This window comes from Aureibaculum algae (assembly GCF_006065315.1).
In the GTDB taxonomy this organism is placed as follows: Bacteria; Bacteroidota; Bacteroidia; order Flavobacteriales; family Flavobacteriaceae; genus Aureibaculum; species Aureibaculum algae.
Genome location: NZ_CP040749.1, coordinates 2,956,895 through 2,971,463 on the forward strand (window position 1 = coordinate 2,956,895; position 14,569 = coordinate 2,971,463).

General features: G+C 33.7%; 10 protein-coding genes. 8 read left to right on the forward strand and 2 right to left on the reverse strand.

Annotated elements, in window-relative coordinates; all coding sequences use genetic code 11:
- Nucleotides 1-84: 84 nt before the first annotated feature.
- A complete protein-coding gene (gene katG / locus FF125_RS12365; protein ID WP_138950056.1) occupies nt 85-2,331 on the forward strand; it encodes a catalase/peroxidase HPI in 2,247 nt (748 codons plus the stop codon).
- A gap of 234 nt (nt 2,332-2,565) precedes the next feature.
- On the opposite strand, the gene hutH is transcribed toward katG, so the two are convergent.
- Nucleotides 2,566-4,077 (reverse strand): histidine ammonia-lyase, encoded by a 1,512-nt coding sequence (gene hutH / locus FF125_RS12370; protein ID WP_138950057.1) that lies wholly within the window; start codon nt 4,075-4,077, stop codon nt 2,566-2,568.
- 150 nt (nt 4,078-4,227) lie between these two features.
- On the opposite strand from hutH, the gene FF125_RS12375 reads away from it, so the two are divergent.
- The 6 genes from FF125_RS12375 to fdhD all read left to right on the forward strand — a co-directional run bounded on the left by FF125_RS12375 (nt 4,228) and on the right by fdhD (nt 12,890).
- Entirely contained in the window at nt 4,228-5,250 is a 1,023-nt protein-coding gene (locus FF125_RS12375; RefSeq protein ID WP_138950058.1) for a TlpA family protein disulfide reductase, read from the forward strand.
- A gap of 93 nt (nt 5,251-5,343) precedes the next feature.
- A complete protein-coding gene (locus FF125_RS12380; protein ID WP_138950059.1) occupies nt 5,344-6,426 on the forward strand; it encodes an AI-2E family transporter in 1,083 nt (360 codons plus the stop codon).
- Nucleotides 6,427-6,469: 43 nt separating this feature from the next.
- Nucleotides 6,470-7,648, forward strand: a complete 1,179-nt coding sequence (locus FF125_RS12385) for a THUMP-like domain-containing protein (RefSeq protein ID WP_138950060.1) — start codon at nt 6,470-6,472, stop codon at nt 7,646-7,648.
- Between the two features lie 61 nt (nt 7,649-7,709).
- Nucleotides 7,710-9,329 (forward strand): NADH-ubiquinone oxidoreductase-F iron-sulfur binding region domain-containing protein, encoded by a 1,620-nt coding sequence (locus FF125_RS12390; protein WP_138950061.1) that lies wholly within the window; start codon nt 7,710-7,712, stop codon nt 9,327-9,329.
- Nucleotides 9,330-9,394: 65 nt separating this feature from the next.
- Nucleotides 9,395-12,106: a formate dehydrogenase subunit alpha gene (gene fdhF / locus FF125_RS12395; RefSeq protein WP_138950062.1), complete on the forward strand. Its 2,712-nt coding sequence runs from the start codon at nt 9,395-9,397 to the stop codon at nt 12,104-12,106.
- Between the two features lie 10 nt (nt 12,107-12,116).
- On the forward strand, nt 12,117-12,890 hold the full coding sequence (gene fdhD, locus FF125_RS12400; protein ID WP_138950063.1) for a formate dehydrogenase accessory sulfurtransferase FdhD: 774 nt from the start codon (nt 12,117-12,119) through the stop codon (nt 12,888-12,890).
- 44 nt (nt 12,891-12,934) lie between these two features.
- Here the strand turns inward: fdhD and FF125_RS12405 are convergent, their stop codons facing one another.
- Entirely contained in the window at nt 12,935-13,888 is a 954-nt protein-coding gene (locus FF125_RS12405) for an acetyl-CoA carboxylase carboxyltransferase subunit alpha (protein ID WP_138950064.1), read from the reverse strand.
- Between the two features lie 182 nt (nt 13,889-14,070).
- Here FF125_RS12405 and FF125_RS12410 point away from each other — a divergent pair, with 182 nt between their 5' ends.
- The gene (locus FF125_RS12410; RefSeq protein ID WP_138950065.1) at nt 14,071-14,568 is read left to right on the forward strand and encodes a phosphoribosyltransferase family protein; all 498 of its coding nucleotides are present in this window, start codon (nt 14,071-14,073) and stop codon (nt 14,566-14,568) included.
- Nucleotide 14,569: the final 1 nt, after the last annotated feature.

Below are 14,569 nucleotides of genomic sequence, written 5' to 3' on the forward strand. Positions count from 1 at the left end.
TAGAAATTAATGATTGATAATTACAACTAAGAATTAGGCTAGTTTTGGTACAGAAAAAAAATTTAAATCTTTATATCTTTTAATATGGAAAATAATAAATCAGATAATGAAAGTAAATGCCCAGTAAATCACGGACAAGTGCGAGGTGCTGTTCTTTCTGAAACTAACAATTCTTCGACAACTAGCAAGTGCCCAGTAATGCACGGAGGAAATACAACTGCAAAAGAATCAGTCATGGATTGGTGGCCTAATGCACTTAATCTAGACATTTTACATCAACATGATACTAAAACAAATCCATTAGGTCATGATTTTAATTATCACGAGGAATTAAAAAAATTAGATATAGAGGCGTTATATAAAGATATGCACGCTTTAATGACTGACAGTCAAGAATGGTGGCCAGCAGACTGGGGTCATTATGGAGGTTTATTCATCCGGCTGTCTTGGCACTCCGCTGGATCGTACCGTATTTCTGATGGTCGTGGTGGTGGTGGCTCAGGTAATCAGCGTTTTGCACCTTTAAATTCTTGGCCTGACAATGTTAGTTTAGATAAAGCAAGAAGATTATTATGGCCAATCAAGAAAAAATATGGAAATAAAGTAAGTTGGGCTGATTTAATTGTTTTGGCTGGTACTATTGCCTATGCAGATATGGGCTTAAAAACTTTTGGTTTTGCTTTTGGGCGAGAAGATATTTGGCATCCTGAAACAGATACGTATTGGGGAGCAGAAAAAGAATGGTTGGCACCAAGTGACGAACGTTATGACAATGTTGATAAACCTTCAACTATGGAAAACCCTTTAGCTGCAGTACAAATGGGGCTAATTTATGTAAACCCAGAAGGAGTGAACGGAAAACCAGACCCGTTAAAAACAGCGGCTCAAGTACGTGAAACGTTTGAACGTATGGCTATGAATGATGAAGAAACGGTGGCTTTAACTGCGGGCGGACATACAGTAGGAAAAACACATGGTAATGGCGATGCTAGTATTTTGGGACCAGAACCAGAAGCCGCAAATGTAGAAGAACAAGGTTTGGGTTGGCACAACCCTAATAAATCAGGCAAAGGTCGTTATACAGTAACGAGTGGACTGGAAGGAGCATGGACTACACACCCTACGAAATGGGATGGTGGTTTTTTTGAAATGTTATTTAATCATGAATGGGAGTCAGTTAAAAGTCCTGCTGGTGCTTGGCAATGGGAACCTGTATCCATTAAAGACGAAGACAGACCTGTAGATGTTGAAGATTCAAGTATTCGTCATAATCCAATGATGACTGATGCTGACATGGCTATGAAAGTAGATCCTATTTATAAAGAGATCTCATTAAAATTCATGAACGATCAACACTATTTTTCAGATACTTTTGCTCGTGCTTGGTTTAAATTAACGCATAGAGATATGGGGCCAAAAGCAAGATACTTTGGTATTGATGTGCCAAAAGAAGATTTAATTTGGCAAGATCCAATTCCTACTGGAACTGCTGATTATAATGTAGCAGCTGTAAAGAAAAAAATTAGTTCAACTAATTTAACTATTTCAGAAATGGTAGCTACCGCTTGGGATAGTGCACGTACCTTCCGTGGTTCAGATATTCGCGGTGGAGCCAATGGATCTCGTATTCGTTTAGCTCCTCAAAAAGATTGGGAAGGAAATGAACCAAAGCGTTTAGCTCATGTTTTATCTGTGTTAGAACCTATTGCTGCTGAATCTGGAATTAGTATTGCTGACACCATTGTTTTAGCGGGTAATATTGGTATTGAAAAAGCTGCTAAAGCCGCAGGTTTTGATATTACCGTTTCATTTGCACCAGGACGTGGAGACGCTACCGATGAAATGACAGATGCTGCATCTTTTGAACCCTTAGAACCTTTAGCCGACGGCTACCGTAATTGGAGTAAAAAGGACTATGTTGTAAGTCCCGAAGAATTAATGCTAGATAGAACACAACTAATGGGACTAACTGCACCAGAAATGACAGTTCTTGTTGGTGGTATGAGAATGTTAGGTACAAATTATGGCAATACAAAACATGGCGTTTTTACAGATACTGTTGGTAAATTAACAAATGACTTTTTTGTAAATATAACAGACATGGCTAACACTTGGAAACCTATAGAAAAAGGACTTTATAATATTTGTGATCGTAAAACAGGTGCAGTAAAATGGACGGCCACACGAATGGATTTAGTGTTTGGTTCTAATTCAATATTACGTTCCTATTCTGAAGTTTATGCACAAGACGATAACAAAGAAAAATTTGTGAATGATTTCGTTAAGGCATGGGTAAAAGTAATGAATGCAGATCGGTTCGATTTAAATTAAGATAAACCAGCAGCTATTTATTAATTTTAGCTGAGAATATATTTAATAACAATAATGTAGCCCACATAACATTTGTAGAAAATTACTATTCTCTACTTATATGTGGGCTACATTTTTATACTACATGAAAACTTCAAGCCGTGTGATGTTTAGTATTTTAACCTTTAGATACTTTACAGTTAGTCAGAACAATTACACTTGATTGAACGAGGTTAATCTATATTTTTTTGTCCTCTAACCGAATAACTCTTTACTGTCCACATTTAAATTCTCAATAAAAGCAATACTTTTTGATATAAAGTCGTGTAACACGCAATCTTCTTTTATAAAATGCACATCCATGCGATACATGCTTGAAAACGATTCTAAAAATTCAGAAGTTTTTAAGGGCCTTCTGAATTCCATAGCTTGTGATGCATTTAATAATTCAATTGCCAATATCGTTTCCAAATTGTCTACTATTCTTTTGGTTTTTGTGGCAGCATTTGCCCCCATACTCACATGGTCTTCTTGCCCGTTACTAGAAACTATTGAATCTACCGAAGCTGGTGTTGCCAATTGTTTGTTCTGGCTTACGATACTCGCTGCGGTATATTGCGGAATCATAAGTCCTGAATTTAATCCGGGATTAGACACCAAAAATGCAGGCAAACCACGTAAACCAGATACTAGTTGAAAAGTTCTACGTTCTGAAATATTCCCCAATTCTGAAAGTGCAATACCAAGAAAATCTAATCCCAGTGCCAATGGTTGCCCATGGAAATTACCTCCCGAAATTATAGCATCTGAGGCTACAAAAATATTAGGATTGTCAGTAACTGAATTAATCTCTGTCTCTATCGTCTTTTTTACAAAATTTAAGGTGTCTTTACTAGCTCCATGAACCTGTGGCATACATCGAAATGAATACGGATCTTGAACATGTTTTTTCTTTTGATTTATAATTTCACTGTCTTCTAAAAATCCCTTTATTTTTTCTGCCGTTTTTAATTGACCATTATGTGGTCTTATGATATGAATTAAAGTATTGAAAGGTTCTATTCTACCATCAAAAGCATCTAGCGATAGGGCTCCAATAACGTCTGCTAAATAAGAGAGTTTATAACTTTTGAGCAAGATTGAAACTCCGTAAGCACTCATAAATTGCGTACCATTAAGTAATGCCAACCCTTCTTTTGATTGTAACTCTATAGTATTCCATCCAAATTTTTGTAAGATTTCTTCTCCCGTAAATATTTTACCCTTATAGGTTACCTCTCCCTTACCTATTAAAGGTAAAGCCATGTGAGCCAATGGAGCCAAATCTCCAGACGCTCCTAAAGAACCCTGTGTGTAAATTACTGGTAGTATATCATTATTATAAAAATCAATCAACCTATTTACTGTTGCCAATTGAACACCTGAATAGCCATAACTTAACGATTGAATTTTTAAAAACAACATTAATTTCACGATAGATTCTGGCACCTTATCACCCGTTCCACAGGCATGTGACATTACTAAATTCTCTTGAAGAATTGTTAAGTTTTTTTTAGAAATCTTCACATTATACAAGGCTCCAAATCCAGTATTAATGCCGTAGATAGGATTTTTATTTTTGGCTAACTTTTCATCTAAATACAATCTACATTTGTTAATTTTTTGCACAGAATCATCTGATAAAACTAACAACATATTAGTATTTATAATCGTATCGATTATTGATAAACTTAAGTACTTACTGCTTATGCTGTGGGTTTCTGTCATTTTAATAATTGATTACTCAAAAGTAAAGAAATAAACGACACTAATTTAGATTATTCTAATTACTAAAAATTGATTGTCTTAACTAAATTTTAAGGTTTAATTGTATGGAAAATAGTATTTTCGCGACTTAAATGCAAAAAAACAGATAAAATGAACAAAATAGCAACGGTATTGGTAGTATTAATGGTTATGATTTCTTGTAAAAAAGAAGAAATGGTATCTAAAGATTATGCCAAATTATCAGGAAAAGTAACCAATGTACAAGACTCTTTAATTACTATTAGCAGTAGAAATTACAATAAGAGTATTAAAGTGAGTGATGATGGTACTTTTTCTGACACTTTAAAAGTAAACGAAGATTTTTTCATGTTAGTTCACGGTACTGCCCGTACGATTATTAGCCTAAAAAATGGCGATAATCTAAATTTAAACTTTGATTCTGAAGATCTTCTAAATACAGCTGAATTTTCAGGACAAGGTGCTGGAACTAATAAATATATGGCTTCTAAAATGAAGTTGGAAGATGAATACAGTTTAAGTAACCCTTCAAGCTTTTTTGAATTAGATAAATCTCAATTCGACAAAAAGGTAAGTGCTTTATCTACGAAGATGGAAACTCTTTTAAATAATGCTTCAGATTTAGACTCTACTTTTACGGCTCAAGAAACAGAAGGTAATAAGCGTTTTATGGAATACTTAAGTTCAAACTATGACGCTCAACATGTTATTTTTGCACCAATTGCAAAAGGAAAACCTTCGCCAACTTTTAGCTACCCTAATACAAACGGTAAATTAGTAGCTCTAGAAGATTTTAAAGGTAAATATGTGTATGTTGATGTATGGGCAACTTGGTGTGGACCTTGTATTCAAGAAATACCTTCTTTAAAAACATTGCATAGCGATTTCGAAAATAAAAATTTAGCCATTATTAGTATGTCCATAGATAAAATGGCAGATCAAGAGAAGTGGAAAAAAATGGTTGCTGATAAAAACCTTACCGGAACACAAATTATGGCTGATAAAGAGTGGGAATCAGAATTTGTTAAAGGTTATGGTATTACGGGTATTCCAAGATTTATTCTTATTGGACCTGATGGTAATATTGTAGATAACAATGCTCCAAGACCATCTGACCCAGCTTTAAGAACATTATTTGCTGAATTAGAAATATAAGCACTTAAACATTTAAAATTCAAAAACCTCAAAGTAAATTGCTTTGAGGTTTTTTTTTGATTTCTAATATCATTAATTAACTATCTTTACCCTATGAATTCAAAAATTATAGCCAACGGTATTTTAAGAGCAATCGCAGTGATATTAGGCGTTGCTCTTCTACTCTATTTTTTATATATGATACAATCTGTTATTGTATATATTATTATAGCTGCAGTTTTATCGTTAATAGCTAGACCTGTAATAATTTTTTTAAGAAAAAGATTAAAATTCCCAAATACACTGGCGGTCGTCGTAACAATGATATTATTTATGGGATTAATTTTCGGATTGATTTCTATGTTTATCCCTCTTATTAATCAACAAGGTGAAAATCTCTCCTTACTTAATATTGACACCTTAGAATCCAATATTGAACAGCTTTTAGTTCAAGTAAATACTTATTTTTCAGAAATAGGGATTAATATTTTTGAACAACTAAAAAGTGCTGATATTTTTAAAAACTTTAAAGCAGTGCCTTATTTACTAAATACTGTAGTAAGTACTGTGGGCAGTATCAGTGTCGGTTTATTTTCTGTATTGTTCATTACTTTCTTTTTTATGAAAGACAGTCGTATTCTAAATAAAGGACTATTAACTTTAGTGCCTAAAGGCAAAGAAAGTCGTTTTCAAAAATCAATTGAAAAGATAAAAGATTTACTATCTCGCTATTTTTTAGGCCTATTATTACAAATACTTATTCTTTTTATTCTGTATACTATCGTATTAGTGATCTTTGGTATTGAAAACGCTATTGTAATTGCATTTCTATGTGCTCTTTTAAACCTTATACCTTACATTGGACCATTAATTGCAGGTGTTTTAATGGCTATTTTAACAATGAATAGTGATGTTACATTAGATTTTAGAACTGAAATTCTACCTACAACCATTTATGTAATGATTGGATATTTTGTTGCTCAAATGGTAGATAACTTTTTTAGCCAACCAAAGATCTTTTCAGAAGCCACAAAGGCTCATCCTTTAGAGATATTTTTAGTGATTATTATTGGAGGACTATTGTTTGGTGTTATGGGTATGATTGTTGCCGTTCCAGGCTATACTGCTATTAAGGTAATTCTAAAAGAATTTTTATCTGATAATAAAATTGTAAAATCATTAACGAAGGACTTATAACTCCTTGCCGCACTATAACCATCGAAAAAAATAACTTCTATTTTTGAATCCTGCTATCTTAAATACCGAGTCACAAACATTTATTAATCAACATTTAAATGCTGATATAGCTAAACTTATCTTTAAAGGAAGCCCGTTTAAAACTATCACTATTCAAGAATTGGCTGCCCAAATTGAAGTTAAAAAGAAAGCTCAACATAAACTACCTACTTGGTTCAATACAGAGAATATTTATTACCCTAATAAATTAAATATTGAGCAAACCTCATCTGAAATTACAGCAACTTATAAATCGAGCCTTTTAAAAGGGGAGTCAATAATAGACCTTACAGGTGGTTTTGGTGTTGATGTATTTGCTTTTTCAGATCGATTCAAAAAAGTAGTTCATTGTGAAATAAATCAAGAACTTTCTGCCATTGTAACCCATAATTACAAAGTACTAAACAAGGATAACATCCAATTGATTAATAAAGATGGAATCACTTATTTAAAGGAAAACAAACAACAATTTGATTGGATTTATATTGACCCTTCTCGCAGGCATAATGTAAAAGGCAAAGTATTTTTATTAGAAGACTGTGAGCCAAATGTTCCGAAACATCTAAACAACCTCTTTGAGTATAGTGCTAATATAATGATCAAAGTATCGCCTATGTTAGATCTAACATCGGCCTTATCAGAATTAGATTTTGTAAAGGAAATTCACGTCATTGCTATTCAAAATGAGGTAAAAGAAGTATTGTTTATACTGGAGAAAGGGTTCAAAAATGAGATTAAAATAAAGACTATAAATAGTAAAAAAGGCACTATTGAATTCTTTGATGCTAGTTGGGTAAAAAACACTCCCCCTGCTGTACTTTCTGAACCGCTTACTTACTTATACGAACCTAATTCCCCCATTTTAAAGGCTGGGCTATTTAATGAAGTATCAGGTCAATTAAACGTATTTAAATTAAATATTAACAGCCACTTATACACTTCAAAAAATTTAATTAAATTCCCTGGACGCCGCTTTAAAATCATCAATAAGATTCCCTACAACCTTAAAGAATTAAAGAATATTTTTAAGGAAAAAAGAGCAAATATTACAACAAGAAACTTTCCAGAAACGGTGGTGAAAATCCGAAAAAAAACAAAATTAAAAGATGGCGGAAATCACTATTTATTTTTCACAACAGATAATAAAGAGAATCTCATTGTGTTAATAACTCATAAAGTTTAAAGTTCGCACTTTTTTAATGAACCAATATTTTGTATTTTAGTGCTGTTAACCTCAAACGAAAATGGCAAATAAAAATATAAGATCACTATCTTATCGAAAAGAATTAGACGATAATCTTTTTGAAAATATATCGACATTGGCTAAAAAACCAGCTAATCAAGAAGAATTTCATCAATTAGCGGAACGTTTTATGGTTGATGACTCTGTCGTTTTAGGTACTGCTTCCTTTTATGATTTTTTAAAACCTGAAAACCAGAATAAAACCATTCACGTCTGTAACGGAACTGCATGTATGGTTGCTGGCACACAAGACGGCTTAACAAAAAAATTGAAGACTATTGTAAGTGAAGAAAAAATAGGGCACGTACCATGTCTTGGACATTGTCATAAGAATAATGCATTTTTATATGATGATAAAACGTATTCTGAAAATTCCATTGAAGCGTTGCAAGATATAATTACGAATAAACAATCATTAGAAAACCAATACCATATAGATTATAATTCCTCACCTATTTTAACTTCAAAAGTTGAAAATATCACTGAGTTCTATAGTTTAATAGAAGATTTCAAAAACGATGCTGATAAAGTAATTGATGAGTTAAAAACATCTCACTTACGTGGACGAGGTGGGGCTGGTTTTCCATTTTTCTTTAAATTAGATACTGTTTCCATGGAAGAATCGGAGCAAAAATATATTGTTTGCAATGCTGATGAAGGAGACCCTGGAGCTTATTCTGATATGTATCTAATGGAACATCAGCCACATAAAGTTTTATTTGGTATGATGATGGCGGGCATAGCCGTTGGTGCTGATACTGGGGTACTTTACATCCGTGGTGAGTATCCTGATTCAATAAGAAAGGTAAAAAAAGCGATTAAAGAATTAGAAAAATTAAACTTACTTCATCACTTTAGATTTAAGATCATACGAGGTCAAGGTGCTTATGTATGTGGTGAAGAAACTGCATTATTGAGTTCTATCGAAGGCTTACGCCCTGAAGTAAGGGTGCGTCCGCCCTATCCCGCACAATATGGGCTCTATGGTAAACCAACTGTATTAAGCAATGTAGAAACTTTTGCTAATATTCATTGGATTTTACAAAATGGTGGTACCGCCTATTCACAAATGGGTATTGGAAAATCAACAGGCACAAAACTAGTTTCTTTAGATGGTTTCTTTAATCGTCCTGGCATGTATGAAATTGAGATGGGAACTCCTTTAAAAACAGTCTTTGATGAATATGGACACGGATTTAAATCTGATATAAAAGCTGTTCAAATTGGCGGACCTTTAGGAGGGATTATTCCAATTCATAAAATAGCGGACTTATCCTTAGATTTTGAGTCATTTACCTCACAGGGCTTTTTACTCGGTCATGCCAGTGTTGTTTCTATTCCTGAGCAATTCCCAATGGTAAAATTTATAGGACATTTACTGGAATTTACTGCTGATGAATCTTGTGGTAAATGCTATCCGTGTAGAATTGGTTCACATCGTGGTTACGAAATGCTTAAAAAAGCTCAAAACGAAGATTACAAAATAGACAGGCAGTTATTTGATGACCTGATTGAAACCTTAGAAATTGGCTCCTTATGTGCTTTGGGCGGCGGCGTTCCATTGCCTATTAAAAATGCCTTACAGTATTTTGAGAAAGAGTTAAAAGAATATTTCGCATAAATTGTAATACCGACCTTCTATCAGTCTTTTAAGGCGTCGCGGTTAAAACTCATGAACAACAAATTATGAAAGCATATATAAACAACATAGCCCACCCCATAATTCAAGGAGAAACCATACTTGATTTTGTAAGAAGGATTGAAGATAGAAATGCTATTCCTACCATGTGTCAAGATGATAGGCTTGAAAATTTTGGCTCGTGCCGGGTATGCTCTGTTGAAGTAGCAAGACAAAAAGATGGTATTACCAAAACGATGGCTTCTTGCCATACACCAGTTGCTAATGACCACTATATTTATCACAATACTGATAAAATGAAACGCCTGCGTAAAAATATTGTTGAATTAGTTTTGACAGATTATCCTTCTGATAAAATATTTGCCCCAGATGACAAAATTCCAACTGAATTCCAAAAAACCATTGCTCAAATAGGAATCCCAAATATCCGATACCCAAAGGGTGATAATCATCTAGATATTGAATCAGATCGGGCACATCCGTATATAAAGTCCGACTTATCTCAGTGCATCAACTGTTATCGTTGTGTACGTGCATGCGAGGAAATACAAGGCGAAATGATTTTAAATATGTCAGGACGTGGTTTCGCAACCAATATAATTAAAGGTTTTGACACCACTTTTGATGAATCCGCTTGTGTCTCTTGCGGTGCTTGTGTACAAACTTGCCCCACTGAAGCTTTAACAGATACATATGAAACCAAAACACTTATTGCAGATAAAACCGTCCGTACTACTTGTACCTATTGTGGTGTTGGATGTCAGTTGGATGTTTCTGTGATTAACGGAAAAATTAGAGGTATTCAAGCCCCTGAAACAGCAGAAGTCAATGAAGGACACACGTGTTTAAAAGGTCGATTTGCATTTCAATTTTACGATCATCCCGATCGTTTACGCGAGCCCATGATTAAGAAAAATGGCAAGTTTGAAATTGTTACCTGGAATGAAGCTTATGATTTTATAGCTACTAAACTAATTGAAATAAAAAATAAATATGGTGTAGATGCTATTGGTGGAATATCATCGTCGAGAGCAACTAACGAAGAGAATTACCTGATGCAAAAAATGATTAGAGTAGCATTGGGTACTAATAACATTGATGGTTGTGCAAGGGTTTGCCACGCACCTACCGCTTTCGGTATGCAACAGGCATTTGGTACTGGTGCCGCCACCAATTCTGTTGAAGACTTAAAAGATACAGATGCTATCTTTTTATTTGGTGCCAATCCTGTCAAAGGACATCCTGTTACGGGAGCTAAGATAAAACAAGCATTTATGAAAGGGGTTACCTCGATTGTCGTCGATCCTGTAAAAACAAAATTAGCAGATTTAGCAACGCATTTCCTTCAAGTTAGACCAGGTACCAACGTTGCTATTTTAAATATGATTGCTCATTATATTGTTACAGAAAATTTAGTAAATCAAGATTTTATAGATACATACACTGATAAGTATAATGATTTTAAAAATCATGTTATTGGTTTAGATATGGATGAGTTATCTGAGCTTACAGGCGTTGATAAGGATGTGGTTAAGGCTGCAGCTATTGCTTATGCTAAGGCAGATAGAGCCATGGAATTCCACGGATTAGGAGTTACAGAACATTTTCAAGGTAGTAAAACCGTAATGCTACTTTCCAATTTAGCTATGATGACAGGAAATGTAGGTAGAAAAGGTGTTGGTTTAAATCCTTTACGTGGACAAAACAACGTACAAGGTGCAGCGGATATGGGCGTACAACCGCATCAAGGTGCTGGGTATCTAGATGTCAATGATCCTAAAATTCAACAATACTATGCAGAAAAATATGGTATTGCTAAAATGCCTGAAAAAGAGGGTTTAAAAATTCCTGACATGCTAGATGCAGCTATTGAAGGGAAGATAAAAGCGTTATATATTATGGGTGAAGATACAATTATGACAGACCCCAATTCTTATCATAGTATAAAAGCATTTGAAAATTTAGAATTAATTGTTGTTCAAGAATTATTTATGACCGCCACTTCAGAAATGGCAGATGTAGTTTTACCCGCTTCATCTTATTTTGAGAAAAATGGGACATTTACCAATGGAGAAAGACGTGTACAACGTGTTAATAAGGTTATTGAACCTATAGGTAATACAAAGCCAGATGGCCAAATTATAATTGACATGATGCATAAATTAGGTTATGACCAACCCACAGGCTTAACTTATGATGCTGCCAAAATAATTGAAGAAATTGCTGATGTTATTCCTTTTATGAAAGGATTGACGTGGGAAGGTTTGGGTACAAACGGATTACAATGGCCCATCAAAGAAGATGGTACTGATACTAAAATGTTACACATTGATGGAGCGTTTAAAAAAGGAAAAGGAACATTTCACCATTTCGATTTTGTAGAATCACCAGAAATTGTCGAACATGGTGCTAATTATCCTTTTATTTTGACCACAGGTAGGGAATTAGAACATTACAATTCAGGTACGATGACTCGAAGAACCGATAACCAGAGTATTTTATCTAAAGATTATCTAGAAGTAAACCCTAGAGATGCAAAAATAAAAGGCATTACAGATGAAGATATCGTTCGGATATTTTCTGACAGAGGCAGTGTAAATATACCGGTTAAAATATCCAAAAATGTAAAAAAAGGAATCTTAAGAACTACTTTTCATCAACCAGAAGTATTTATCAATATAATAACAGGAAGTGTTGGTGATAAAGAAACGATGACACCTGAATACAAAGTGGTAGCGGTAGATTTTGAAAAAGTTTAAAGGATCAATTATGCCTATATTTAACTACGAAACCTTTAAATTTAAAGGTGCAACTGCAAAAAAAGTATTAGACACACTTGTAGTTGAAGCTGCTTTACAAATAAATATAAATAACGAAGCATATACGGTGGTAATGAGAACACCTGGTGATGACAATGCACTTATCAGAGGTTTATTATATGCAGAAGATATCTATAAAAAACCTGAAAACATTGATTTAAAGATTATTGACACACAAGAAAACGGGTTTTGCATTATAAATGCAACTATATCGCAAGAAAAATTAGGAAAAGGTTATTTAAACAAACGTACTTTACTTTCAGTATCATCATGTGGTATCTGCGGCAAACAAAAAATTGACGATATTAAAGTTGCTGGTAATAAACTTACAGATGAAGTTTCTGTACCCCCACATCAATTGGAAAAATTACTTCTGCAAATGCAAAAGCATCAAGATGTATTTGACAAAACAGGCGGTTCACATGCCGCTGCTATTTTTAATAAAAAACATGAAATGATTGCTGTGCATGAAGATATTGGCAGACACAATGCTGTTGACAAAGTAATTGGTAGTTTGTTAGATCAAAATAAATTAAAAGAAGCTTCGCTGTTAATGGTGAGCGGAAGGGTCTCCTACGAAATCATATCAAAGGCATTTATAGCACATATACCTACAGTAGTATCAGTATCAGCTAGCTCTTCATTAGCTGTTGATTTTGCTAAAGAATTTGGAATGAAACTTATTGGCTTTTGCCGAGGCGATAATGCCACCTATTACACGTAATACAATAGAAGTTCTCTTTTTAATAAGTTTTACAAAATCATAAATTACGCATTAAAAACTCCCATACCATCGTATTTATCCATGCGTTCTTTAATTAATTTTTTAATGGTAAGCTTGCTTAATTCAGCATAGGTTTTAACAATTTGCTTCTCTACAATTGCAAAAGCTTCAGCTCTATTACTATGTGCTCCGCCGAAAGGTTCTTTGATAATACCATCAATAAGACCTTGCTTTTTCATGTCTTTAGCTGTTAACTTTAAAGACTCTGCAGCTTCTTCTTTATGATCCCAACTACGCCATAAAATTGACGAACAAGATTCAGGTGAAATCACAGTATACCATGTGTTTTCCATCATATACACTCGATCTCCTACTCCAATTCCAACAGCACCTCCAGAAGCACCTTCACCTATAACAATTGATATAATAGGCGTCTTTAAAATGGTCATTTCAAAAATATTTCTGGCAATTGCTTCACCTTGTCCACGTTCTTCGGCTTCTAAACCAGGATAAGCACCAGGAGTGTCAATTAATGTGACTACAGGAATACCAAACTTCTCAGCCATTTTCATCAATCGTAATGCTTTACGATACCCTTCAGGGTTTGCCATTCCGAAATTTCTAAACTGCCGTGTTTTGGTGTTAAATCCTTTTTGTTGACCAATAAACATATACGATTGATCACCAATCTTTCCTAAACCACCAATCATGGCTTTATCATCTTTTACATTTCTATCACCGTGCAATTCCATAAAAGTACCTTTTGTCAATGCTTTTATAAAGTCTAATGTATAGGGTCTAGAAGGGTGTCTTGATAATTGGACACGCTGCCAAGCAGTCAGATTTTTATAAATATCTGTACGTGTTTTTACTAATTTTTTTTCTATTTGCTCACAAGTTTCTGTAACATCTACATCACTTTCCTTACCTATAATCAAGCATTTAGATAACTGCTCTTCTAATTCTTGTATAGGTTGTTCAAAATCTAAGTATTCCATAAAACTCATTTAGTTGATAATACAAATATATAGAAACTATTTTACCATATAATAAAACTGTGAAAAAATACTTTAAATGATTTATTATCAAGTTATACTTTATGAACTATTGTTACATTTGCAAAAGCAATGTTTAGAAAAATACAAATCATTATCTTTGATTTTCATAAAACCTTTAATTAATGGAGCGTTCAATTATACTTAACAATACGGAAATTCAACATAAAATTAGAAGAATGGCTTTTCAGATTTACGAATCTAATGCCAATCAAAAAGAAGTTGTTATTGCTGGAATTGCAAATAACGGATTTGTTTTAGCGAATAAAATAAAAACAATTTTAGAAGAAATTTCACCAATCAAAGCGACTGTTTGCGAAGTGATTATTAACAAGAAAAAACCATTAAGCCGCGTTGAAACTTCAATTCCAGAAAGTGATTATAAAAATAAATCATTGATCTTGGTAGATGATGTTTTAAACTCAGGAACTACGTTAATGTACGCCGTTAAACACTTTCTAGACGTTCCGTTAAAGCAATTTAAAACTGCAGTATTGGTAAATAGAAACCATAAAAAGTATCCTATCAAGGCAGATTTCAAAGGGCTATCACTTTCTACATCGATACAAGAACATATAGCCGTTGAAATTGAAGACGATAAAATGATTGCTTATTTAGATTAAT

Excerpts from the sequence above, each read along its gene's own strand:
- katG (WP_138950056.1), top strand. The coding sequence starts at position 85 with ATGGAAAATAATAAATCAGATAATGAAAGTAAATGCCCAGTAAATCAC.
- hutH (WP_138950057.1), bottom strand. The coding sequence starts at position 4,077 with ATGACAGAAACCCACAGCATAAGCAGTAAGTACTTAAGTTTATCAATA.
- FF125_RS12375 (WP_138950058.1), top strand. The coding sequence starts at position 4,228 with ATGAACAAAATAGCAACGGTATTGGTAGTATTAATGGTTATGATTTCT.
- FF125_RS12380 (WP_138950059.1), top strand. The coding sequence starts at position 5,344 with ATGAATTCAAAAATTATAGCCAACGGTATTTTAAGAGCAATCGCAGTG.
- FF125_RS12390 (WP_138950061.1), top strand. The coding sequence starts at position 7,710 with ATGGCAAATAAAAATATAAGATCACTATCTTATCGAAAAGAATTAGAC.
- fdhF (WP_138950062.1), top strand. The coding sequence starts at position 9,395 with ATGAAAGCATATATAAACAACATAGCCCACCCCATAATTCAAGGAGAA.
- fdhD (WP_138950063.1), top strand. The coding sequence starts at position 12,117 with ATGCCTATATTTAACTACGAAACCTTTAAATTTAAAGGTGCAACTGCA.
- FF125_RS12405 (WP_138950064.1), bottom strand. The coding sequence starts at position 13,888 with ATGGAATACTTAGATTTTGAACAACCTATACAAGAATTAGAAGAGCAG.
- FF125_RS12410 (WP_138950065.1), top strand. The coding sequence starts at position 14,071 with ATGGAGCGTTCAATTATACTTAACAATACGGAAATTCAACATAAAATT.